Origin of the sequence: Dyella amyloliquefaciens, from assembly GCF_004296575.1 — a bacterium.
GTDB classification, from domain to species: domain Bacteria; phylum Pseudomonadota; class Gammaproteobacteria; order Xanthomonadales; family Rhodanobacteraceae; genus Dyella; species Dyella amyloliquefaciens.
The window spans coordinates 490,791-513,048 of the sequence record NZ_SAYT01000002.1 but is presented as its reverse complement, the minus strand read 5'-3'; the positions used below and the strand labels follow the sequence as shown (position 1 = coordinate 513,048).

Sequence of the window (22,258 nt, the reverse complement as noted above, 5' to 3'; positions counted from 1 at the left end):
CAGTTGCCTCGCCTTTTTGTAGGAGCGCACCCAGTGCGCGAAAAGCCTACGGAGCGGCGACGCCGTGAGTTTGCGGTCGCGCACTGGGTGCGCTCCTACAGGGAGCGAGGCACGGTGGTGTCTCAGTGCAGATCCACCATCACCACCTGTTCCGTCGGACGGTACAGCGCGGGGAACTGCTGCTTCAGGTGCACGACCTTCGGCGCATCGTTGAACATGATGTAGGGCTCGTCCGGGTGATGCTCGGCATAGTCCTGGTGATAGGCCTCCGCCACATAGAACGCCTTGAGCGGCACCACCTGCGTCACGATGGGGGCGGCGAACGCGTGGGCCGCCTTGAGCTGGTCGATATAGGCGGTGGCGACACGTTTCTGGTCGTCGTTGCCGTAGAAGATGACGGAGCGGTACTGCGTGCCCACGTCAGGCCCTTGCCGGTTGAGCTGGGTGGGATCGGTCGCCACCGAGAAGTACACCTTCAGCAGCTGACCGTAACTCACCTTGGCGGGGTCGTAGAGGACCTTCACCGACTCGGCGTGGCCGGTGTCGCCGTCACTGACCCGCTCGTACTGCGCCGTGCTGGCGTCGCCTCCGCTGTAACCGGCCCATACCTTCTTCACCCCCTTCACGTGCTCGAACACCGATTGCAGCCCCCAGAAGCAGCCACCTGCCAGTACGGCCACCTGATCGCCTTGCTGGGGCGCGGCGTCCACGGTCGGGTCGGGCAGGGTCGCGGCATCGCTGCCGGCGGCGAGGCTGCAGGCGCCCAGCCCGGCCAGCAGAAGCAGGCCGGCGAGGGCAGGGAAAAGGGACGTGCGGCGGGTGCTCATGACGAAACGCTCCATCGGCAGACGGGAGGCGGCCACGCGATCCGTGGTCGTCACTGAGCTATTCGTCGCTCCGTCGGCCGCGGTTACCTGCATCCTCCCACCGGCGCGGCGGCGACGTGCTAAACCGGCGACAACGCGGTGTTATGGTGCCTGTTCACCGTCCCGCGGGTATCTGCATGAGCCACGTGATCGACCTGAACGCCTATCTTCAACGCATCGGTTATGACGGCCCGCTGGCGGCCGACCTGGCAACGCTGCGCGCGATCACCACCGCCCACGTGGCGGCCATCCCGTTCGAGAACCTCAACCCCTTGCTGGGCCTGCCGGTATCGCTCGAGCCGGTCGATATCGAGCGCAAGCTGGTGCATGAGCGACGGGGCGGCTACTGCTTTGAACAGAACGGCCTGTTGCTCGACGTGTTGCGCACGATGGGCTACGACGTGTCGGGGCTGATTGCCCGCGTGCTGTGGATGAAGCCGGAAGATGCCATGGTGGCGCAGACGCATATGCTGCTGCGCGTGGAGCTCGCCGGCGAGAGCTGGCTGGTCGATGTGGGGTTCGGCAGCATGGCCTTGAGCGGCGCGCTGCGCCTGCAACCGGACATCGTGCAGGCCACCGGCAACGAACCGTTCCGCCTGCTTCACGATCACGGCGAATGGCGCATGCAGGCCCAGGTTCGCGATGAATGGCGGACGCTCTACCGCTTTGACCTGCAGCCCCGCCCGGCGGTCGACTACGTGGTGGCCAACCACTACACCTCGACCTATCCCGCGTCGCATTTCCTGCATGGCCTGATCATGGCGCGCACGCTCGCGGACCGGAGGCTTGGCCTGCGCGATCGCGAGTTCGTGGTGCATGACACCGGCGGCGAGTCCGTCCGGCGGGTGCTGGCGGGCGTCGATGAAATCAAGCAGGTGATACGGGATGAATTCGGCATCCAGCTGCCGGCCCATCCCGGGCTCGACCGCAGGCTGGCTGAGCTGCCCGCGGCGGAGTGAGGTGAACTCACTCGGCGGAGTGCACGTGGATGACGATGTCCTCGACCTGCACGACCTGGCCCGCGTGGATCTTGCAGGTCTTGCGCAGTTCCTGCTCGCCATCTACCGACACGGCGCCGCTCGCCACGATCGCCTTGCCGGCGCCGCCGCTGTCGCATAGCCCCACCAGTTTCAGCAACTGGTTGAGTTCCACGTAGTCGCCGTCAAGTTCGAACTCCAGCTCGTGCATCTAGTCTTCCACTTCATCAAAGGCGCTTTCGGGCAGCGCGAAAAATACGAAGAACGGTGAACCGGCATCCTGCCAGTAGTCCACCGACTCCTCCAGGATATCGAGGAGGGTGTCGAAGTCCTCCTCATGGGTATCGCGCATGCCTTCGGCATGGTCGAACAGCAGGATGAAGCCGGGGGCCTTCAGCCAGGAGAGATCGCGCATGCTGTCGGCCAGCGCGTCCCAGTTGCGGCCGAAATCGGCTGGCAAGCGCAGCGCCTGGGTCAGGCGGTCGAACAGGGCGTCGCGGCTCGCGTAGTCGGCAAGGTCGATACGGCATACGCGCAGGCCTTGCATCCCTGCGGCTTCGGCCAGCGGTTCGAGATCTTCCGAGGTGACGAAGAAAATGCCTCCATCCGCCGCATCGCCGAAGTCGAGATCAAATTGTGCGTTCATCGGGTTACCTCGAAGGGGCGGAACGTGCGGTAGTGGTCATCGGTGTAGTAGTAGATGGCGGGCGGCGTACCGCCGGTGATGATGCGCCGCGCGCCGCGATAGTCCAGCCCCGGCGTATCCACGGTGTACTCGTGGTAATAGCCTTCCGGTTCCCGTGGCAGGCGTCCTTCGCGATTCTGGAACACCACGCCGTCCTGGCGATGTTCGAACGGTCCACCATGCGCAATGTGCGACAGCACGCCTGCCGCCTCGGGCGGAAGGAACGAGGGCAGCGCCGTACCGGCATCATGCGGAATGGCAAGACCGCCGGGGGCCGAGGGTTCTGGTACGTGTCGGCCCCACAGCAGGGCGGCCATGGCCAGCACAACCAGCAGAAGAACAGGTTTGAGTGCGCGCATGGGCGGACGCTTCGTGGCGAGGGCGCGAGTGTAAAGCTTACGCTGCCCCAGGTCGCGTGGTGTGTCGGGCCGGGAACCTCATCCGCTGCCGGCGGCGCCCGCCGCCAGCAGGGTGCGGGTACTAGCCGACTTTCCTGAACTCGACGCCGTGGCCCTCGCGGCGCGAGTAGAAGCCGATGACCTTGCCGTGATCGTCACGTTCGAATACGCGGCGTGCCCTTGGCTGCCCCGGCGTGAACAGCACGTCGCGCACTTCCGCCTGCAAGGGAGTGGCCTTGGCGCCATGGGTGGCACTGAACAGTTGGCTGCCCTGACGCGTGATGGTTACCGACATCCCCGGTGCGGCCTCGTAGGTGCCCACGTACTGGTCCATCTCGTTCGCCGTCAGCGCGTGAGCGGGCGGGTCATCGGACAGGGCCACGGTCTGGCTGGAGATCATCAGCCACTGCTTGCCCTCCTGCAGCCACACCTCGGTCGAACGGAAGCGCGGTTTCATGGTCTGGTCGCCGACTTTCACGGTGGCGTTGTCGGTAAAGCTGGTCACCGCGACGTTGCCATGGATCTCGATGTTGAAGTCCGTCTGCACCAGATGGTTGCTGACGCTCTTCGGACCGGCGGGCCCGGGCGTGACGATGTCCTTCCTGGTGGCGATGTCGCCGCCTTCGTTGATGAAGACGACACGGTCATCCAAGTACTTCGCCAGCGTCGCCGTGTCATTGGACGCCGAAGCGTCGGAGAACTCCTGCGACTGCCGCCGGATCAGGGTGGCAACGTCTTCTTCGGCATGGGCGGGCGTGATGACGGCAACGGCAAGCAGGGTCATTGCGTAAGGCAAGACGTATCGCATGGCGGCCTCCTGGGGTTGGGCGCCAATGTATCGCCGTCACGGGGCGTTTCATGTGCCGGTCGTCGTGGCTGCAAGCAGGACGACCGGGCCGATAGGATCAGCGCAGCGCGTCCACTCGCTGCTGCAGCGCCATCGCCGCGGCCGGGTTGCGTTCCTTCGCGCTGCTGATGAAGTAGATGAAGACGTCGCGCGGCCCCTGTGCCGGCAATGGCGCTGCCACGTGCGGCAACTCGGAGGGATCGCCTCCTTCGGCCCACAGGCGCGCACGCGCTGCCCACGTCTCGAGATCGCTCGATGCATAGCCGGTGTCGATGTGCGATTCGCTGCGCATCAGTCGTGCATAGGCAAAGTCGCCGGTGAGATCCGCCAGTGACGGGTATTTCGGCGAATCGGTAAATACGGTGGGGATGCGGTGGGTGCGGGCGAGCGCGACATAGCGCTCATCCAGGAAACTCGTGTGGCGTACTTCGAGCACATGCCGCATGGGCTGTCCGTTGAGTTCGCGCGGCAGCCGGTCGAGGAAGGCGGCGAGATCGCCGCTATCGAAAGGGCGCGACGGCGGCAGTTGCCACAGCACCGGGCCAAGACGGTCACTGAATTCCGCGAGGCCTCCCAGGATGAAGCCGTCGATGCCGCGGGCCGTGTCGGCCAGGCGCTTGCCTTCGGTGATGTAACGCGGTGCCTTCAGCGAAAACACGAAGCCGTCAGGGGTCTCCGCCGCCCACTTGGCATAGGTGGCGGGCTTTTGCGCGCCGTAGAAGGTGCCGTTGATTTCGATGGCGCGCAGGTGCCGGCTGGCGTATTCCAGCTCGCGACGCTGCACCAGCCCCGATGGATAGAAGTTGTTGCGCCACGGTGCGAAGTTCCAGCCACCGATGCCTGCGCGGATGCAGGAGGCGGGGCCACTGGCAGGTGTGACGGAGAACAGATCGCTGGGCATGGCGCAGTCCCGGGTTAGGAGCTGGCGATTGTAGTCGCGTCATCATCTCCTTGTAGGAGCGCACCCTGTGCGCGACCGCTTTTCGCCCCAGTCTTTATTGTTCGTGATGCCAACAGAGGTTGGACAAGCACGTAGCGCGCAGGACGCCCACAAGGCGGCCCAAAAGAGGCGAGCGTAGCGAGTCATCCAGTGACTCTCGCTCATCCTTACGTCATCGTCACCTGGCTCGCCTGCGGCGGGCTTCCGCCGGCCTGCCGGCGACCCGAAACTAGTCCCGTGGGGCCGCCGGGTCACTTCTCTTTGCTTGGCCAAAGAGAATTAACCAAGAGAAAGGCCACCCCATTTCGCGCCTTCCGGGCATTCGCCCGGAAGGTTCGCGGGCGGGTTGCGGGGTTTGTCGACAGGACATCCTGCCCTGACGACAAACTGGCCGGCGTCCTGCCGGCCACCCTTCGGGCTGTTCCTCCATCCGCCCGCCGCGGCATAGGGGACCCAACGTCAAAAGCCAGAGCGAAGAGCGGGCCTATTTGCCTGTAGGAGCGCACCCAGTGCGCGATCGCGGAGGTCATGACACACGCTGCGGTCGCGCACTGGGTGCGCTCCTACAGAGGGGCTTTCGTCAATCCAGCGGCAGATGATTCACATAAGGCCCACGCGCCGCCATGAAGGCGGTCGGTGTCATGCCCGCGAAGTCGCGAAATTCGTGTACGAGATGGGGCTGGTCGCCGTAGCCACCATCCGCGGCGACGCGGCTCCAGTCCACCGTTCCACAGCGATGTACCGTTTCGACCACGGCGCGAAAGCGCAGCAGTCGTGCGTAGCGCTTGGGTCCCATGCCGACCTGTCGACGGAACAATCGACCGAAGCGGTATTCGGAAAGACCGGTCTCTTTCACCAGTGAACCGATGCAGGCGACTTGCGGGCAAATACCGATCCGTTCGAGCGCGTGCAGCACTTCCGGCGCAAGGGAGGGTGTTCGCATGTGGGCGAATAGCCAGCGCTCCAGCACGCCGAGGCGTTGCATCGGGTCGGGTGTGTCCAGCAACCGTTCGCGCAGGCCATGCGCACGGCTGCCGAAGATGTCCTCCAGCCCGATGTCGCGCGCGACCAGTGCTTCGTGGTCCTCGCCGGTGAGCGCATGCGCGCCGCCGGGCCGGAACACCACGCCCATCACGCGTACCTGCTCCGACGTGTCGATGATCTGGCTGCGCAGGCAAGGGCCGCCGATCACGGCCGCGGGGGCGCGAATACAGCGGCGCTCCGCATCATCTGTGTAGACGCGCGTTTCATCTTCGTGAAGATTGATGATGAGGGCAGCACCGGGAACGGGCAGCACGCGTTCGTAGTGGTGCGAAGCAGGCGGCATGTCCCAGTCCCACAGGCGCGAGATAAGCGCATCCAGCGGGGGAGCTGGGGTGACGACGTGGAATCCCATCGGCTGGCTCCAGGCGATGCCCGAAGTCTAGGCCGATGGAACACCGCTGTCAGGTCTTGGGGCCGGGCACGATGGTTGTGGGCTGCGGCGTGCCCTCGGTGCTTTCCGGATGCATGGTGCGTACCACCATGTCCTGCGGCGTGGTCAGCGGCAGGTTCGCCTTGCGCAGGCGGTCGATGATCTCGAACAGCACGTCGCTCTTCACGTTGCTGGCATCGCGCGGGTTGCCCACGTAGGCCGTGCACACGAACATCATGGAACCGGCATCGACATTGTCCAGCTGCACGCTGGGTGACGGCGCGTCCAGCGTGCCCGGATGGTTGCGCAGGATGTCGAAGATGATCTGCCGCACCTTGCTCGCGTCCGAGCTCAGCGGCATCGGCAGGCGGACCTGCACGCGGCCCAGGGCGTTGGCCAGCGTCACGTTGCGCACGTTCTGGGTGATCAGCTGGGAGTTCGGAACGATCACGGTCGAGCGGTCGCCCTGCTGGATCTCGGTGGCGCGCACATTGATGCGCTTGATGTCGCCTTCCACGCCGGCAATGCTGACCCAATCACCCACCTTCACCGGACGCTCGGCGAGCAGGATCAAACCCGAGATGAAGTTCTGCACGATCGCCTGCAGGCCAAAGCCGATACCCACCGAGAGTGCGGAGGCAACCCAGGCGATGCTCTGCACATCCACCTTCATCGCGCCCAGCACCAGCACGAACACCAGCACGCCACCCACGTAGCCGAGCAGGGTGACGATGGACGTCTGCATGCCGAGGTCGAGCGACGTCTTCGGTAGCAGCTGCGTGCTGAGCCAGCGCTTGATCAGCCGCATCACGATGACGCCGATCACCAGCACCAGGATCGCGTTGAAGATGTTGGTGGGGTTGATGGTCAGCGTGCCGAGCGAACGCCCGGCGAACATCTGCGAGCCGCGATCGACCAGCTCGGTCGGGCCGGAACCGTACGGAGCCAGGATGAGCGGCACGGCGATCAGCAGCAGGAATGCCCGGACCACCCCCGACACGACGGTGGCGGTCTGCTCAAGCCGCGCCGGTGCGATGCCGAAGGTCTCCTGCATGCGCACGCCGCTGCGCGTATCGGGCGAAAGCAGCGATTCGCACAGGTCGTTGATCAGGTGCATGAACAGGTAGAGCAGCGCGATCATGAAGCCCGCGCGCATCGCTTGCCGGGCGAGGAAGAACGCGAAGGCGATGTAACCCGTGGCGACGGATCCCAGCACCAGCACCGTGATGACGAAGGCGGCCGCGATCAGCAGGCCTACCCACACGGGGCGCTTGGCGGGCGTGCCGCCGCCGGCGATGAGTGCGCGGCGCGCCTTGCCCATGCGGATCAGCGCGGAGGCCATCAGCAGGCCGATGACCGTGGCGGCCAGCGCATTGGCGGCCATGGCCGTGCCCAGGCTCGCGCCGATGTCGCCGGTGACCTGTTCGACGATGCCGAGCAGCAGCATGCTCACCGCCAGCAGGGCAGGGAACAGCCATAGCCGCTTGGCCAGATCATCGGAAATCGGCGGCAGACGCCAGGAAGGGCGCTTCACGCTGAGCATCGCGCGGCCGATGCCGGCCATGCTGGCCGCGAAGAAGGTCAACCGCACCAGCGGTCGTGCCACATCGTCCAGCTCTTCGTCGAACACCCCGTTCCAGTTCACCGCGAGGTAAATCAGCCATGCGGTGATGCCGTAGGTGAGCGTCGTGATCAGCGTGATGATCAGCGCCATGGCACTGCGCCGCAGATGGCCCGCGGGCAGGTATTTGCTGGCGAGGTCCAGCACCTTGTGTTCCAGCAGCCGTCGTCCTACCGCCAGCAGTGCCGCCGCCGCGAGCAGGCAGAGCACGAACGGGATGCGGTTGCCTGGCTGTAATGCCTGGGCAAGCGCGCCCTGGAACAATGAGCCGAGTTGTCCGAGGCTGGCACGGTCATCGGGCAGGTTCTGCGCGAGCCTCGACCAGAACGGCTTCGCCAGGGGCGAGGCGGTGCGCTGGCTGATCTGTGCCTGGAACAGGCCACGGCGCAATCCCGCGATCTGCGTAGCGAGCTGCTGGCTTTCCAGGTTGAGCGACTTGGCCTGCGTGAGCTGGCCGTCCAGGTCGGTCTTGTCCTTGGTGAGCTGCTTGCGCTGGGCGGCCACTTCCGGCGCCTCGGGCGGCGCGCCCTTGGCTGGTGCGGGACCCAGCACGTCGAGTTTGGCCTTGAGCGCATCGACCTGCGGCACCAGGCTGGTGGCGAGCTGCTCCGCCTGCTGCTGCACCGCCGCTGCCTTGCTGCGCGCATCGGTGAGCACGCTGTCGGTGAGCTTGGTCTTGTCGGTGATCGATTGCTTGATCTGGTCCAGCTGCGCGCTGAGCTGATCCGGCGTGGCCAGCGTGGCCTGCGGAATCTGCGCCGGGGCCTGGTTGTTGTTCTGGGCCAGCGCGGGCGAGGCGCCGGCCGTGGCGAGTAGAAGGATCAGCAGCAAGCGGAGCACGATAGGCATGGCGGCATGATCCGGGCGTGTACTGAACCGGTCAATGAATAATTGGATTGACGCTTTGTTCAGTGCGCGGCATTCACGCTGTCGTGATGAATATCGCTTTCACGCCCGACTTGATTCCCCTTTGGGATGGCGATGTCGCCAAGGCCAGGCGCCTGCAGCAGGAACTCGCCACGCAGGTACGGCTGGAGGACGACCATCCGCCGCTGCGGCGTATCGCCGGCGTCGACGTCGGGTTCGAGGATGGCGGCCTGGTGACGCGTGCGGCCGCGGTCCTGCTCGATGCGCAGACGCTCATGCCGCTGGAGGAAGTCGTGGCGAGGCTGCCTACGCGCATGCCGTATATCCCGGGCCTGCTGTCGTTCCGCGAATTGCCGGCGGTACTGCAGGCACTGGGCGAGCTGTCCGAGATTCCGGACCTGGTGTTCGTGGACGGCCATGGCATCGCGCATCCCCGTGGGCTGGGCATCGCGGCTCATCTGGGCGTGGTGACACACCTGCCCACCATCGGCGTGGCGAAGTCGATACTGGTCGGTACGCATGGCGAGCTGGGCGCGGCCCGTGGCGATCGCGTGCCGCTGCACTATCGCGACGAGGTGATCGGTTGCGTCCTGCGCAGCAAGGACAAGGTTCGCCCGTTGATCGTTTCGCCGGGACACCGGGTCAGCATGGAGGCGGCGCCTGATCTGGTACTGGCGTGCTGCACGAAGTACCGATTGCCGGAACCGACGCGGCTGGCGGACCGCCTGGCGTCGAGGCGCGACCGGGCAAAACGGCCGGACGTTTAGCGGACGGGCGCGCGGTCCGTCGCGCGCACGAGCTGATAGCCGAACGCCGCCGCCAGTTGCGCGAGGGCCGCTACGGCCGCCGCATCACGCGAGGGCACGTCATCCAAGGCCGGCCCATGACCGAGATGCTAGCGCGAACGCTCGTGCGGCACTGGACGCGAGCAGGCCAGGCCGTGCCATTCCAGCTCGCGCAGGAAGCGATACACCGTGCCCAGGCTGGTGCGTGGTTCCAGCGACTGCGCCCGGCGCAGCACATTCACTGCGTCGGGCTCGTCGTTGGCGTCGTGCAGCACCTGCCATATCGCCAGCCGCGGCGGCGTGGCGCGCAGGCCCGCCCGGGCCAGCGCCGCGTGGGCGTCTGTCGACGCGGCGGGCAGGCGCTCAGGCATCCTTGCGGCCCTTGGCGATCTCTTCAGCGGCCTTCTGGATGATGTCGCGGATGCGCTTCACCTCGGCTGCGTTCCACGGGCCGCCATGCATGAACAGAGCGCGCTTGAGGTTGTGCATGGCCTCGCGCAGCGCCATCGGCGCGGCGGCGCGGGCAAACATCTTCGCGGTCTGCTCCATGCGCGACATCACGGCATCGACCGCTTCCTTGTTCTCGGCCAGGAACGCCTTGCCATCCTCGGTGATCGTGTAGAGCTTCTTACCCTCGTCGTTCTGCACGCTGGCGTGGCCGAGTTCTTCCAGCAGGGTGAGGGTGGGGTACACCGCGCCCGGGCTGGGCGCATAGGCGCCGTCAAACATCTCTTCGATGGTGCGGATCAGTTCGTAGCCGTGGCGGGGCTGCTCGGCGATCAGGGCGAGCAGGATCAGCTTCAGGTCACCATGGCCGAAAACGCGGCCACCGCGGAAGCGCCCGCCCATCCCGCCCCAGCCGCCGGGGCCTTCGTCGTCGCCGAAACCCCGCCCGAAACCGCGGCCTCGTCCGAAGCCCATGGCCTCGCGGATCCAGGCCTCGCGGCCTTCCTGGTGGTGGTGATGGTGGTGCCTGTCTGAGCAGTGATGGAATCGCATGGGTAAAACTCCGATATATCGTAAGTAACAGTCTTAAGATATATCGTAAGTTTTCTGGAGTGCAAGTGTCTGGCCTGTCCCATGTAGGAGCGCACCCAGTGCGCGATCGCCGGTCCGCACGCACGGATGAGCTGGAATGTTGCGATCGCGCACTGGGTGCGCACCTACAGGGGGAAGCGGCCGTGGTGGCGCGTTTTGCTTGAATCTCATGCTCAGCGCCTTCACTCACCTACTATCCCGCCCGCCTGTTTCCCCCAAGGACGACCCCATGGTGTTCCGCTGGTTCGAATCGCTGATCGACGCGTTCAAGGAACCCATCGACGGCATGCCGCCGCAGTCGGTGTGGCGCTTCTATCTGTTCTACCTGCGCCAGGTGTGGCCGGTGTTTGCCGCCGCCATCGTGGTCGGCTTTGGCGTGGCCATCGTCGAGGTGTCGCTGTTCGGCTTCATCGGCAGCATCGTGGACATGGCGAAGGGCACGCCGGCTGCGGACTTCTTCCAGGCCCATGGGCACGAGCTGCTGTGGATGGGCTTCGTGGCGCTGATCGCGCGCCCGGTGCTGATGGGCCTGCACGACCTGCTGGTGAACCAGGCGATCGTGCCCAACCTTACCAACCGCATCCGCTGGCAGAACCATCGCTATGTGATCCGCCAGAGCCTGGGCTTCTTCCAGAACGACTACGCGGGCCGCATCGCCAATCGCATCATGCAGACGTCCGGCGCGCTGCGTGAGTCCGCGGTGCAGATTGTGGATGCCATCTGGTACGTGGCGATCTACACCGGCAGCGCCATCGTGATGTTCGCCAAGGCGGACTACTGGCTGGCCTTGCCGCTGGTGCTGTGGCTGGTCCTCTATGTGGTGACGCTGGCGTATTTCGTGCCGCGCACCAAGGAGCGTTCGTGGAAGCAGTCCGAGGCGCGCTCGCGCCTGATGGGGCGCATCGTGGACGGTTACAGCAACATCCTCACCCTCAAGCTGTTCGCGCACACGCAGCGCGAGGAAGCCTACGTGGCCGACGCGATGGGCGAGCAGATCAAGCGCATGCGCGCGATGACGCGTCTCACCACGGCGATGGACATCACCATCACCACGCTCAACGGCTTCCTCATCGTCGGCACCTCGGCGCTGGCGGTATGGCTATGGAGCCAGGGCAAGGTGACGGTGGGCGCGATCGCGCTGTCCACGGGCCTGGTCATCCGCATCAACAACATGTCCGGCTGGATCATGTGGGTCGTGAACGGCATCTTCGAGAACGTGGGCACGGTGCAGGACGGCATCGAGACCATCTCCAAGCCGCGCACCGTGCAGGACCACGAGGGCGCCATGCCGCTGGAAGTCACCGAGGGTGGCGTGCGCTTCGAGGACATCCACTTCCACTACGGCAAGCAGGGCGGCGTGATCTCCGGCCTCGACCTGGCCGTGCGCGGTGGCGAGAAGATCGGCGTGGTCGGCCCTTCCGGCGCCGGCAAATCCACCCTGGTGAACGTGCTGCTGCGCCTGTACGACCTGGAGGGCGGGCATATCCTCATCGACGGGCAGGACATCGCCAATGTGACTCAGGAGAGCCTGCGCGCGCAGATCGGCGTGGTCACGCAGGACACTTCGCTGCTGCATCGCTCCATCCGCGACAACCTGCTGTACGGGCGCCCGGACGCCACCGAGGCGCAGGTGATCGAAGCCGTGCGCAAGGCACGCGCGGAAGAGTTCATTCCGGAACTCGTGGACGGCGAAGGCCGCGTCGGCTATGACGCTCTCGTGGGCGAGCGCGGCGTGAAGCTCAGTGGCGGCCAGCGCCAGCGCATCGCCATCGCGCGCGTGCTGCTGAAGGACGCACCCATTCTCATCCTCGATGAGGCGACCTCCGCGCTGGATTCGGAAGCGGAAGCGGCCATCCAGGACAGCCTGGAATTGCTGATGCGCGGCAAGACCGTGATTGCGATTGCGCACCGCCTGTCCACCATTGCCAGGATGGATCGCCTGGTCGTGATGGACAAGGGCCACATCGTGGAGAGCGGCACGCATGCCGAGCTGATCGCGCACGGCGGGCTGTATGCACGGCTGTGGCAACGCCAGACGGGCGGTTTCGTGGCGGCGGAAGACCCCGCGGAAGACAACGCGCTGGCCTGAGGCTCTCCGGCCGAACAGGAGCGGAGCAGCGGGAAATTCGCTGCTGAACGGTTGGCGGGAACTTCAATATTTCTTGCCCCGTGCTTCACGCCTTCGCCCTCAGCATGAACCCTCCTTCCGATACCGGAGCAGAGTCATGCCTTCCAAGACCGCCATGGCACGCGCGCAGAAGGACAAGCGCGAGGGCAAGTCGGCCAGCACGCAGGCGGGCGAGTTCGTCCGTGAGGAAATCGAGCACGTGCGAAAGGGCAAGCACGGTGCACGCTCGTCGGCGCAGGCCATCGCCATTGGCTTGTCCGAAGCACGTCGCGCGGGCATCAAGGTGCCCGCCAAGAAGGGCGCGACGGCCAAGAAGAGCGCGACGGCCAAGAAGAGCAGCCGCAAAAAACCTGCGGCGAAAAAGGCCACCAAGAAGACGTCGGCAAAGCGCAGCCGCGCGACGCTGGGTGCGTTGAAGCGCGAGGGTTCGGCGGCCGCCTCGAAGACGGCCTTGGCCCGTCACGCCCGCAAGGCTGCATCCAAGCGGACTGCTTCCGAGCGATCCGCCTCGGCGAAGAAGGCCGCGCGCACCATGGGCCCCGCCGTGCGCAAGGCCGCGGCGAAGAAGGCCGCTGCCCACAGGAGCGCCGCAAGCCGCTCCGCGGGTGCCACGCGCGCCGCACGTACCCGAGCCATGAGGGCGCGGTCACGTTGACGGGATAGTCGCGTCCGGTGGCAAGCGCTCAGCGGTTTACATAGATCGGATTGCCATACAGCCACGGTGCGCCGTCCGCGCCGCGCACTTCCACGCGCAGCCAGTGCGGCTTGCCGTCGGACGTCCAGTCGAAGTCCAGGTGTGCATCATCGCCATCGAGCTTGCCACCGTCGGCAAGTGGAAGTGCCTTGCCATCGAGCACGCCCACAGCGTGGGCACCGGCGGCATGTGTCGCATGCAGGGTGAAACGCACGGCAGCTCCGGCTTTCGCTTGCAGTGAATCGCCCATCGAGGCTTCACCGCCCATCGTGCTTGCGCTGAACTCGAGCACGCGGTCGCCGCTGCCCTGCACGTCGACGAAGACCTGGCCGGCGCGCACGCCTTCGAGGATCGCGGGCATCGAGAGCGCTTCGGCGTGGACCGCTGTAGTCGGGTGGCCGATGGTGCTGGAACCCGGGCGCGCCTCGGTCGCGCCGGCGTCATGGTTGTCGCTGCCTCCGATGCCCGTGACGTGGTAGCCGGCATTGAGCTGCTGCTCCCAGAACGGAATGCCTGACATCACCGAGCCGGCATCGCCATCGTTGACGATCTCCACGGCCTGCACCAGGCGCATGTCGATGGGCGGCTTGGCGGTCCAGCCGCAACCCATGCAGATCTCGCCGCTGGGGCGGATGGCGTGGTTGATCGACAGCACGCCGTGCAGGGCGGCGGCATTGCGCGCGACAGTGGTCCAGTCGGGCACGTCCTTGCTGCCGACGCGGAAATCCAGCGGCTCGCTGCTGCCGAACAGGTTCGCGTGTCCGGTGAAGGTGGTGATCTCGCGTCCCGGGATCAGCAGCAGCTGGTCGAAATAGGGCTGCAGTTCACGCATCGCGTTGGTGTGGGACACCGTGTTGTGATCGGTGATCGCGATGAAATCCAGGTGCCGCGCCACGGCGGCCTGCACGGTGAGGAACAGCGGGCACGACACGCGCTTGCCGCTCTGGCTGTTGCATTGGCCGTCACTGTGCGCGGTGTGCATGTGCAGGTCGCCGCGATACCACGCGGTGCCTGTCCGCAATGGCGGATTGAGCACGTCCGGCTTCCACGCCGGGTCGCCCGCTTGGCCAAACCAGACCTTGACGTCATATGGCGTGTGCGCGTCGGGCCGAACGTTGGGCAGTCCCAGCAGCAGTTGCCAACGGCCGGGACGGATAGCGCCCGGCAGATAGGACGGCGTGGCATCGGTGGCCGATACGGTGAAGACGCGCTTGGTGCCACCGCTCCAGCCGCGGAAACCGTCCTGTCCCCGAAAGCCATCGGGGCCGAGCAGCCCCAGGTCGATGGTGGTGTGGTCGGTCTTGTTGTCGTAGTCGAACTGCACGGTGACGCGCGTGGTACCTGCCGGCACGTCGAACGGGATCAGTCGGTAGGTCTGGTGATCCTTGCCGCTGACTTCGCCGTGCAGCGTGAGGTCGGGCTTGTCCGCACCATTGGCGCGGGCGTACGCGGCAGCGGACAGGGCGAGCAGGAGCAGGGCGAGGCGGCAACGCATCAGGATGGTCCTTGCGGCGAGCAGGTCGCCGATTTCACGTCTGGCAAGCAGCGTGCGAGCGCCGCATCGGGAGGGTGGCACGGCAGGGGCGCGAAGCGCGTGCCCGAAACCATGTCATCGTTACGGCAGTTGTTCATCGGATGGAGCAGGGCCCGGTGCGAGCCCTGCCATCCGGCACGCCATCGGCATGCCAGTGCCGCGAGCGATCGTCAGAAACGGTACATGATCGCAAAGCGGTACGTGCGGCCGAGAATCGGGCGGGCAATGAACGTGTTCGCACCCGCATCGGCACTCTGCAGCTCGCCTGCGCGCGGGTTGCCCTCGGTGAGGCCCAGCGAGTTGGTGAGGTTGTCGCCGTACAGGTAGAGCGAGAAGTTCTGCGTCATGTCGTAGCGCGCGCTGGCGCTCCACACGTCGTAGGACGGCAGGCGCACCGAGTTGGCGGTATCCACGTAACGTTCGCCTTCGTATTCGTAGGCGATCTGGAAGCGCAGCTTGCCGTCCAGCAGGTTCACGCCCGGCACCACGCGGTAGCTCACCTTCGGCACGCGGATCAGCTGGTTGCCCACGTAGTCGCGCAGCACCGGCGCGCCGTTGACGATTTCGGTGTAGCGCAGGCCCTGGTACTTCGGATCCTGGTAGGTTGCGGTCACCTGCACGTCGAAGAACTGGCTCGGGAACCACGAGCCTTCGAGTTCGAGGCCCTTGGTCTTGGTGTCCGCATAGCCCTGCTGCACCGTCGAGGTGTTGGAGGTGGCGTTGAAGACGTAGTTGCTGAAGCCGACATTGTTGTACTTGGTGTAGAACGCCGTGGCGTACACGTCGAACTGGCGATCGGTGTACTTGTAGCCCACTTCGCCCAGGTCCATGGTCTGGGTGATCGGCGTGGCCGAGGGACTGGTGATGTAGGAACTCAGGTTCGGCAGGCGGAAGGTCGGCGTCCAGCGCGCGAACACGCCCGAGTTCGGCGAGAACTGCCAGTTTGCGCCCAGCGTCCAGCCCAGCTTGCTGAAGGTGTGGTCGTAGGGCACGAACACGCCAGTGCCGGTCAGGATGTTCGAGGTGGCGAAAGTGCCGTCGTTGACGGTGGTCTTGGTTTCGGTCTGGCCGCGCGTGTTCACCTGTTCCCAGCGCGCGCCGCCGTCGATGCGCAGGTTGTCCGTGACCTGCCATTCGTCGGAGAGATAGAACGCATTGGTGGTGGACTTGCCGCCCGCGTCTTCCCATTCGTAGCCGTAGCGGTAGATGCCGTTGTCCGTGAGCTTGGCGATCGGCTGGCCGGCCGCGTTCACCGCCACCAGGTCGAGCAGGCGTGCGTTGTCGCGCGCGTCGAGCAGGGCCACGGAGGAATAGCGGCTGAAATCCTGGTTGAAGTGCGCGTAGTAGTAGCCAAGCGTGACGTCATGCGTCTGCCCGCCGAGTTCGAACTTGCGCAGGATGCGCGTGTCGTTGTCGAACTCGTTGACCGGCATGGTCACGCCACGCAGGCCGGCCTGCACCACCAGTGCGTTGCCGTTCTGGTTGGCGAGGTCGAACGCCTGGTTCGGATTGTCCACATAGCGAAGCTGCAGCCCGGCCGTGCCGGCGGGCAGGTAGTTCTTCACCGCGCCCTGGGCCGTGGCAAGGAAGGCCGTGCCGCTGGACAACGCGTTCGGGAACACGCCGTTGCGCTGCGTATGGGTATTGGAATAGCGGAACGATTCGGCGAGCTTCCAGTCGTCGATCAGGTCGTGATCGAACTTGATGGTGACCTGGTCGCGCTTGACGTGCGTGCCTTCGCTGTTGTCGAAGTTGTACAGGCTCCCGTCGCCCATCTTCATCTGGATGTGCTCGGTTTCCGGACCAGCCAGCGTGCCATAGTTGCCGTCCACGCCTGGCACGGCGCGGATGTCGCCATTGGGCAGCGTGCGCATCGGGATGCCCAGGTACAGCGCCACCTTGTCGTCCATGTGCTTGTAGTCGACGCTAAAGCTGCCGTGCTCGAACTGCTTGGCGAGGTTCACGCGGATCTGGCCGCCATCGTTGGCGGGAAACTGCGGATCGCGGACGCCGTTGTCCTTGCGGTAGAAGCCGCCGACTCCCAGCTTCCAGCCATCGCCCACCGGCGTGCCCAGCCAGAAATCACCGCGCTCCATGCCGTAGTCGCCCACGGTGAACTTGAACAGGCCTTCGGTGGTGTCGCCGACCTGGCGCGGAATGAAGTTGATCGCGCCAGCGGGGGCGTTGGAATAGAACACCGACGATGGACCGCCGCGCACCACTTCGATGCGCTCGATGGTTTCGTCGAGACGGAACGCCTGGTCGGCATTGAGGTACCCCAGCGCCGGGTCGTGCTGCACCGGCACGCCATCTTCCAGCAGGTTCACCGAGCCGTAGCCATCCACCGGGATGCCGCGCGCACGGATATTGCCGCTCGCTTCGCCACCCGAGGCTTCCACCCAGAAACCCGGTACCGACTTCATGGCTTCGGTGACCGAGGTCGGCGCCTGCATGCGCAGGCGGTCTTCGTCGATGGTGGTGACGGAGTAGCTGGTTTCCGCCTTGGTGCGCACATCCACACCCGAGCGCGCCGTCACCACGATGCCATCGAGATTCTTCGCCTTGTCCTTTTCGGCAGGCGTGTCCTTCTGGTCATTGTCAGACGTGGGCGCGGTCTGCGCGTGCAGCGCAATGCTGCAAAGGCTGACAGAGGCAAACAGGGCGAGGCGGACGGCGTGGGAGATGGGGCGGGAATGCACGGGCTGCTCCGGTAGCGGGGATGAAGCCGTGCGTTCGCAAGCATTTCCGTCCGCCATGCCGCGACGCGGCACCGCGAAAATGCGTGTCTAGATCGATTCAAATCCTGAGCCAGACAAGCCCTGCACAGCCGGCCGGAAGACTAGGAGCGGCAAATGACAAGTTCGTGCGAAAGACGTGACGATTTCTTGCGAATCTTTTGATGTTTGCTACGAAACGACGACAGGTGTGACGTGCCTCGCAAGAAGGGCCATCAACGGCGACGAATGCCATGGACGAGTGGGGCCGGTGGGAAATTCAGCGAAAGAACGGCATGGCACGGATGACTTCATGCACACGCGTGGCGGCAAGCCAATGGGCAGGCTTGGCACGATCCGGTCAGGAGGTGGTGATGCAGATGCGCTCGCTGGGACTCATGGCCGCCGGCATCCTGTCGGCGTGGACCGTTTCCGCTGCCGAGGCACCGAAGTCGCTGCAGGATGAGTTGCTGCGAACGACGCAGTCGCTGGTCGACGCGCTGCCCACCGGAAACAAGGACGCCTGGGAGCACGCGCTTGCCGATGATGCCGTGATCATCGACGAATTCGGCCGCATCGCGCACAAGGCCGACACGGTGGCATCGATCCACGCGTTCCCGAAGGGACTCTCGGGCAGCATCGAATTGCGCGATCCGCACGTGCAGCAATACGGCGACACCGCGATCCTGCAGGTGGAGGAATACGAGCGCGAAACGGTGTTCGGCCAGCAGCTGGTCGTGCGCTACCAGTCCCTGCTCACCTTCGTGAAGCAGGCTGGCGCGTGGAAGCTGGCCGGCTACGAGGATGTCACGCTGCCCACCGAGCCGCCGAAGCTCGCCGTTGCCAGCCTTGCCCTGGGCGATTACGAGGGCAGCTATCGCTACGCACCCGAGCGAACCTGGAAGGTGAGCAGCGAGCAAGGCGAGCTGCGCATCGTCACCCGGCCGGGGGCACCGCCGAACGCGCTGCAGCCCATCGGCAAGGACGTCTTCATGGGCAGCGATGACGAACGGAATGTCTTCATCTTCCGTCGTGGCGCCGACGGCAAGGTCAATGCGCTGATCGAGCGGCGCAAGTTCAACGACCTGCGCCTGGAGCGCACGCCGTCGGCGGCGAGTTAGCCCGTCAGGACGAGACGAACGCGGCGCTCAGCAACCGCCGCGCCGCCTCGTCGGATAGTTCGCCGCTCATGGCGCCCTTGAAGAAGAGCACGCGGTCGAACAGAACATGAAGCCCTCAGGCTGACGGCGGCGTGGCTTCCGCGGCGCGGCCGCTTTCATCCGGGGCGATGTTCCGCGATGGCTCCGCCGGCGCATCCTGATGCGGAAACCCGACCGTCATGCTCGGAAATACCTCGTCGCGTCGGATCAGGGCGTGGAAGAGCGCGGCGCCCATATGTCCCAGGATGGTGAGGAAGAACAGGTAGGCCAGGTAGCCATGCGCTTCACGCAGCCACGCGAACAACACGCCATTGGCGGGCGCGATCGGCGGCAAATGCCACGCATGGCCCAGCATGATCGGATAGCCGCCCGCCGAAAGCATGGCCCAGCCAATCAGCGGCATCGCGAGCATCAAGCCGTAGAGCACCCAATGCGAAGCATGTGCGACGAACTGCATCAACGCCGGCATGTCCGCGGGCAGGGCAGGTGGCTTGAAGCGCAAGCGAACGCCAATGCGGATGAGGGCCAGCACGAAGATGGCGGCACCGAGCGGGCGATGCAGCGCGAGCAGCCATTGGTGCTTCTCGGAAACCGTCGTCACCATGCCGACGCCCACGAACAGCATCGCGAGGATCAGCAAGGCCATGGTCCAGTGCAGCAGGCGTGCTAGCGGATGGAAGGCTTGGGGCGCGTTCATCACGGCTGCTCCTGCTTGGACGTGTCGGCACGGGCCGCGCCGGGAAGCTTGGCTTCTTCGCTGGTGCGGCGCAGGTAAGAGCTGGCATAGGCAGCCGAGCGCGCGGCAAGCAGGGGATCGTCCGATACCTCGATCCCGTCAGGCAGTACGGTCGGGTCGTAGTTGATGTCGCGGCAGGCGCCGCTTTCCTGAGGCTGCTCGCTCTCGATGACCAGGGTCCCCGCATCGATCGTCGTGCGATCGTTGGGCCACACCTTGGTTGCATCGTTGGTGGGGTCGCCGGGCGCCGCCAGCGTCACCATCAGATGCCAGCGTTGCGGACCCGCGGCGAGGCGTGTGCGCAGGTCGCTGGCGAGATAGTCGGTATCGCCGGCCGGACCCGGGGCGGCGTCCTTTGCATCGGGCACCACCTGCCAGCGCACCGCATGACGCTCTCCCTTGGCATCGATGAAATAGAACGCATCGAGCGCACTGTAGCTCTCGGTCGCATAGCTGGCCGACGGCTTGGCCGTCTTGACCCAGGCGAGGAACGCACCCGCTTCCGGATGGGCGGCAAAGAACGCCTTGATTCGCGCAGGGTCTGGCTTGCCCGTGGCGGGATCCGGCTGGCTGGCCTGCAACTGCTCGTAAAACGCTTCCGGTGTCGACACCGGGAACACCGGCATGCTGTTCATGCCGGTGCGCCACTGCTGGCCGTTCGCGAGGGCAAAGCGCAACGCGAAGCTGCGGATCGGCACGCTGCCATCGGGGGCATACGGATTGCCACCCGGGAGCGCGAAGCGTCCGACCACGGGTGTGCGGCCAGCGGCGAATACGATGGATTTGGAATAGGGCGAGGCGGCGCCGTTTCCTTCGAAATAGCCGGCTACGCAAACGCCCTTGGCGTGGTTGCGCCGGAACCCCGGATGCACGCCGCCGCTCTGCAGCGCATCCACGATGCGTTGCGGTGTCAGCCGGTGTGGAGTGAGCCATCCGCCAACGTAAGCGAAGGCGACGGCGAGCAGTGCAACAGCGGCGCCGATGGCGCACCAGCGCCAGAGCAGGTGCGGGGGCTTGCGGGACGGATCGGACATGGGAGCTCCGGTCGAAGGGGATCGGTCCTCCTATCTTCGTCCGGCAAGCCCGAAGGTTACGTCACGACGCCGACCGCCCGGATTGCCCTGGCCTTGGGCATCCCTCGTCTGGGGGCGTCACGGGTGGGTGCTACCTGCCTCCCAGGGCGCGACCATGTTCGGCCGTGCCTTGGTTCGGTGTGACCCCGAAGGCTCAGCCCTTCGCCTCGGCGGCGTTCCAGGCGGCGACCTTCTTGTGGGTGTCATCGAGCATGCCGTCCAGCGCCTTGCGGTCGTAGACATGGCCGCGAAGGATCACGGTGTCGATGGCGCGGGTGGCGTTGATGTCCTGCAGCGGGTTGCGATCCAGCAGCACCAGGTCGGCCGCCTTGCCCGTCGATACCGCACCGTAGCGGTCGAGCTTGCCGAACCAGGCCGGGCCGGCGCGCGTCGCCGACGACAGGGCCTGGGCCGGGGTGAGGCCGTTCTGCACGAACTGGGTCAGCTCGTCGTGCAGTCCGATGCCGGGATAGTCGAACGAATTGAGGAAGCCGGCGTCCGTGCCCGCCATGATCGTCACGCCGGCCTGCTGCAGCATCGGCAGGACCTTGGTCAGGTGCTCGTAGTGCGCGTGTCGTGCGGCGATCTGCTCGGGCGTCGCCTTGGCAGCGCGCTCGATGCGCCAGTCGTAGGTCTTGCGCAGCTTGGGACCGATGTAGGCCAGGTACGCATCGTTGGCGTGGTTGTCGACGTCCAGGAAGTCCAGCACGCGGCCGCCGTTGAGCGTCGGTGTCACGAACACGCCCTTCTCGGCGAGGTTGCGATACGCCGCCATCGCCGTGGTCGGGTCGAAGCCTGCATCAAGGCGGCGGTTGGCTTCGGCGCGGTTGATCTTGCCGGCCGCGAAGTCGGCGGAAATGGCCGCCTCGTCCTTCACGCCCGCCTTGTAGGCGTAGTCGAGGTGCTCGATGGAACTGATACCCGCATCCACTGCCTGCTCGACGGTCAGGGCCATGGGAATATGACCCGAGGAGCGCATGCCAAAGCGCTTGGCTTGCGACACCGCATAGAGGAACAGCTGCGGATCGAGCGTGCTGTCGGTGATCTTCACGAAGTCCACGCGGTCTTTCTTCAGTCGGACAAATGCGGCATCGACGTCCGCTTTGCTGCCGACCTCGATGGTGCCCTTCCATACCGGATGGATGCCCTCGATCTTTGCGCCGGATGTGAACAGCTGCGGCCCGAACAGCGTGCCCTTGGCGATCTCGCCGCGCCACTGCAGCACCTGCTCGGGCAGGTCGCCGGAGCAGTCGCGGATCGTGGTGATGCCATGGGCGATATACAAGGGCAGCAGCGCCTTGTTCTCGTCGATAAGGTCGGGACCGCCGCCGAAGTGCACGTGCATGTCCCACAGGCCCGGGATCAGGAAGCGTCCCTTGCCCTCGACGGTCTGCCTGGCCGTCCATGCCTTGGCGATATCCGCATCCGAACCGACGGCGACGATGTCGCTGCCGCGCAGCACGACGGCCTGGTCATCGACGGTGCGCGCGTGCTCGACATCGATCACCGTGGCATGACGAATCATCACGTCACCGCTGGAGGTCGCCGCATAGGCGGGTGCGGCGAAGGCAAACAACGTCGCGATGGCGCACGCGAGGGACTTCTTCATCGGATCGGTTTCCTTGGCGCGTTGGTCAGGCGCGCATCAATGCGAGTGGAAAGGGCTTTCCGGGCGATCGTCCGCTCCATGGGGATGTCTGCGAGGTCCGCAGCCGATTGCCCGGCATGGCGGGCCATGTTAGATACCGTGCCATCCATTTAGTAGGTAAATATTCGAATGG

General features: G+C 65.5%; 20 protein-coding genes. 5 read left to right on the top strand and 15 right to left on the bottom strand.

Features of this window, described 5'->3' with window-relative positions:
* Nucleotides 1-122 precede the first annotated feature (122 nt).
* A complete protein-coding gene (gene msrA / locus EPB08_RS06850) occupies nucleotides 123-827 on the bottom strand; it encodes a peptide-methionine (S)-S-oxide reductase MsrA (protein WP_229238241.1) in 705 nt (234 codons plus the stop codon).
* A gap of 176 nt (nucleotides 828-1,003) precedes the next feature.
* Here msrA and EPB08_RS06845 point away from each other — a divergent pair, with 176 nt between their 5' ends.
* A complete protein-coding gene (locus EPB08_RS06845) occupies nucleotides 1,004-1,825 on the top strand; it encodes an arylamine N-acetyltransferase family protein (RefSeq protein ID WP_130618314.1) in 822 nt (273 codons plus the stop codon).
* A gap of 7 nt (nucleotides 1,826-1,832) precedes the next feature.
* Here EPB08_RS06845 and EPB08_RS06840 read toward each other — a convergent pair whose 3' ends face one another.
* The 7 genes from EPB08_RS06840 to EPB08_RS06810 form a co-directional block, all read right to left on the bottom strand.
* Nucleotides 1,833-2,054 carry an RNA-binding S4 domain-containing protein gene (locus EPB08_RS06840; protein ID WP_130618313.1) on the bottom strand — a complete coding sequence of 74 codons (222 nt, stop codon included), beginning with the start codon at nucleotides 2,052-2,054 and terminating at the stop codon, nucleotides 1,833-1,835.
* Nucleotides 2,055-2,489 carry a barstar family protein gene (locus EPB08_RS06835; RefSeq protein WP_130618312.1) on the bottom strand — a complete coding sequence of 145 codons (435 nt, stop codon included), beginning with the start codon at nucleotides 2,487-2,489 and terminating at the stop codon, nucleotides 2,055-2,057. It lies immediately after the preceding gene.
* The gene (locus EPB08_RS06830) at nucleotides 2,486-2,887 is read right to left on the bottom strand and encodes a guanyl-specific ribonuclease (protein ID WP_130618311.1); all 402 of its coding nucleotides are present in this window, start codon (nucleotides 2,885-2,887) and stop codon (nucleotides 2,486-2,488) included. The genes EPB08_RS06835 and EPB08_RS06830 overlap by 4 nt, the downstream gene beginning before the upstream one ends.
* A gap of 121 nt (nucleotides 2,888-3,008) precedes the next feature.
* Nucleotides 3,009-3,734, bottom strand: a complete 726-nt coding sequence (locus tag EPB08_RS06825; RefSeq protein ID WP_130618310.1) for a nuclear transport factor 2 family protein — start codon at nucleotides 3,732-3,734, stop codon at nucleotides 3,009-3,011.
* Between the two features lie 97 nt (nucleotides 3,735-3,831).
* A complete protein-coding gene (locus EPB08_RS06820) occupies nucleotides 3,832-4,674 on the bottom strand; it encodes a DUF72 domain-containing protein (RefSeq protein ID WP_130618309.1) in 843 nt (280 codons plus the stop codon).
* A 619-nt stretch (nucleotides 4,675-5,293) separates the two neighbouring features.
* Complete coding sequence (locus EPB08_RS06815) at nucleotides 5,294-6,109, bottom strand: helix-turn-helix domain-containing protein (protein ID WP_130618308.1); 816 nt, start codon at nucleotides 6,107-6,109, stop codon at nucleotides 5,294-5,296.
* Between the two features lie 49 nt (nucleotides 6,110-6,158).
* Nucleotides 6,159-8,597, bottom strand: a complete 2,439-nt coding sequence (locus EPB08_RS06810; protein ID WP_130618307.1) for a DUF3772 domain-containing protein — start codon at nucleotides 8,595-8,597, stop codon at nucleotides 6,159-6,161.
* 86 nt (nucleotides 8,598-8,683) lie between these two features.
* Between EPB08_RS06810 and nfi the strand changes: the two genes are divergently transcribed.
* Nucleotides 8,684-9,382 carry a deoxyribonuclease V gene (nfi, locus tag EPB08_RS06805; RefSeq protein WP_130618306.1) on the top strand — a complete coding sequence of 233 codons (699 nt, stop codon included), beginning with the start codon at nucleotides 8,684-8,686 and terminating at the stop codon, nucleotides 9,380-9,382.
* 128 nt (nucleotides 9,383-9,510) lie between these two features.
* Here the strand turns inward: nfi and EPB08_RS06800 are convergent, their stop codons facing one another.
* Both EPB08_RS06800 and EPB08_RS06795 read right to left on the bottom strand, forming a co-directional pair.
* Nucleotides 9,511-9,771 (bottom strand): transcriptional repressor, encoded by a 261-nt coding sequence (locus EPB08_RS06800; RefSeq protein ID WP_130618305.1) that lies wholly within the window; start codon nucleotides 9,769-9,771, stop codon nucleotides 9,511-9,513.
* Nucleotides 9,764-10,399 (bottom strand): PadR family transcriptional regulator, encoded by a 636-nt coding sequence (locus EPB08_RS06795; protein WP_130618304.1) that lies wholly within the window; start codon nucleotides 10,397-10,399, stop codon nucleotides 9,764-9,766. Before EPB08_RS06795 ends, EPB08_RS06800 begins: the two co-directional genes overlap by 8 nt.
* A gap of 271 nt (nucleotides 10,400-10,670) precedes the next feature.
* On the opposite strand from EPB08_RS06795, the gene EPB08_RS06790 reads away from it, so the two are divergent.
* Together EPB08_RS06790 and EPB08_RS06785 are read left to right on the top strand one after the other, a co-directional pair.
* Nucleotides 10,671-12,527, top strand: a complete 1,857-nt coding sequence (locus tag EPB08_RS06790; RefSeq protein ID WP_165418444.1) for an ABC transporter ATP-binding protein — start codon at nucleotides 10,671-10,673, stop codon at nucleotides 12,525-12,527.
* A 136-nt stretch (nucleotides 12,528-12,663) separates the two neighbouring features.
* Complete coding sequence (locus EPB08_RS06785) at nucleotides 12,664-13,221, top strand: DUF6496 domain-containing protein (RefSeq protein ID WP_130618302.1); 558 nt, start codon at nucleotides 12,664-12,666, stop codon at nucleotides 13,219-13,221.
* Between the two features lie 28 nt (nucleotides 13,222-13,249).
* Here the strand turns inward: EPB08_RS06785 and EPB08_RS06780 are convergent, their stop codons facing one another.
* The gene (locus EPB08_RS06780; protein WP_130618301.1) at nucleotides 13,250-14,755 is read right to left on the bottom strand and encodes a CehA/McbA family metallohydrolase; all 1,506 of its coding nucleotides are present in this window, start codon (nucleotides 14,753-14,755) and stop codon (nucleotides 13,250-13,252) included.
* A 209-nt stretch (nucleotides 14,756-14,964) separates the two neighbouring features.
* Nucleotides 14,965-17,493 carry a TonB-dependent receptor gene (locus EPB08_RS06775; protein ID WP_229238240.1) on the bottom strand — a complete coding sequence of 843 codons (2,529 nt, stop codon included), beginning with the start codon at nucleotides 17,491-17,493 and terminating at the stop codon, nucleotides 14,965-14,967.
* Between the two features lie 389 nt (nucleotides 17,494-17,882).
* Here EPB08_RS06775 and EPB08_RS06770 point away from each other — a divergent pair, with 389 nt between their 5' ends.
* A complete protein-coding gene (locus EPB08_RS06770) occupies nucleotides 17,883-18,629 on the top strand; it encodes a nuclear transport factor 2 family protein (protein ID WP_165418429.1) in 747 nt (248 codons plus the stop codon).
* 115 nt (nucleotides 18,630-18,744) lie between these two features.
* Here the strand turns inward: EPB08_RS06770 and EPB08_RS06765 are convergent, their stop codons facing one another.
* The 3 genes from EPB08_RS06765 to EPB08_RS06755 form a co-directional block, all read right to left on the bottom strand.
* A complete protein-coding gene (locus EPB08_RS06765) occupies nucleotides 18,745-19,365 on the bottom strand; it encodes a cytochrome b (protein WP_130618298.1) in 621 nt (206 codons plus the stop codon).
* The gene (locus EPB08_RS06760) at nucleotides 19,365-20,438 is read right to left on the bottom strand and encodes a catalase family peroxidase (protein ID WP_130618297.1); all 1,074 of its coding nucleotides are present in this window, start codon (nucleotides 20,436-20,438) and stop codon (nucleotides 19,365-19,367) included. Before EPB08_RS06760 ends, EPB08_RS06765 begins: the two co-directional genes overlap by 1 nt.
* 193 nt (nucleotides 20,439-20,631) lie before the next feature.
* A complete protein-coding gene (locus EPB08_RS06755) occupies nucleotides 20,632-22,086 on the bottom strand; it encodes an amidohydrolase family protein (protein WP_130618296.1) in 1,455 nt (484 codons plus the stop codon).
* Nucleotides 22,087-22,258: the final 172 nt, after the last annotated feature.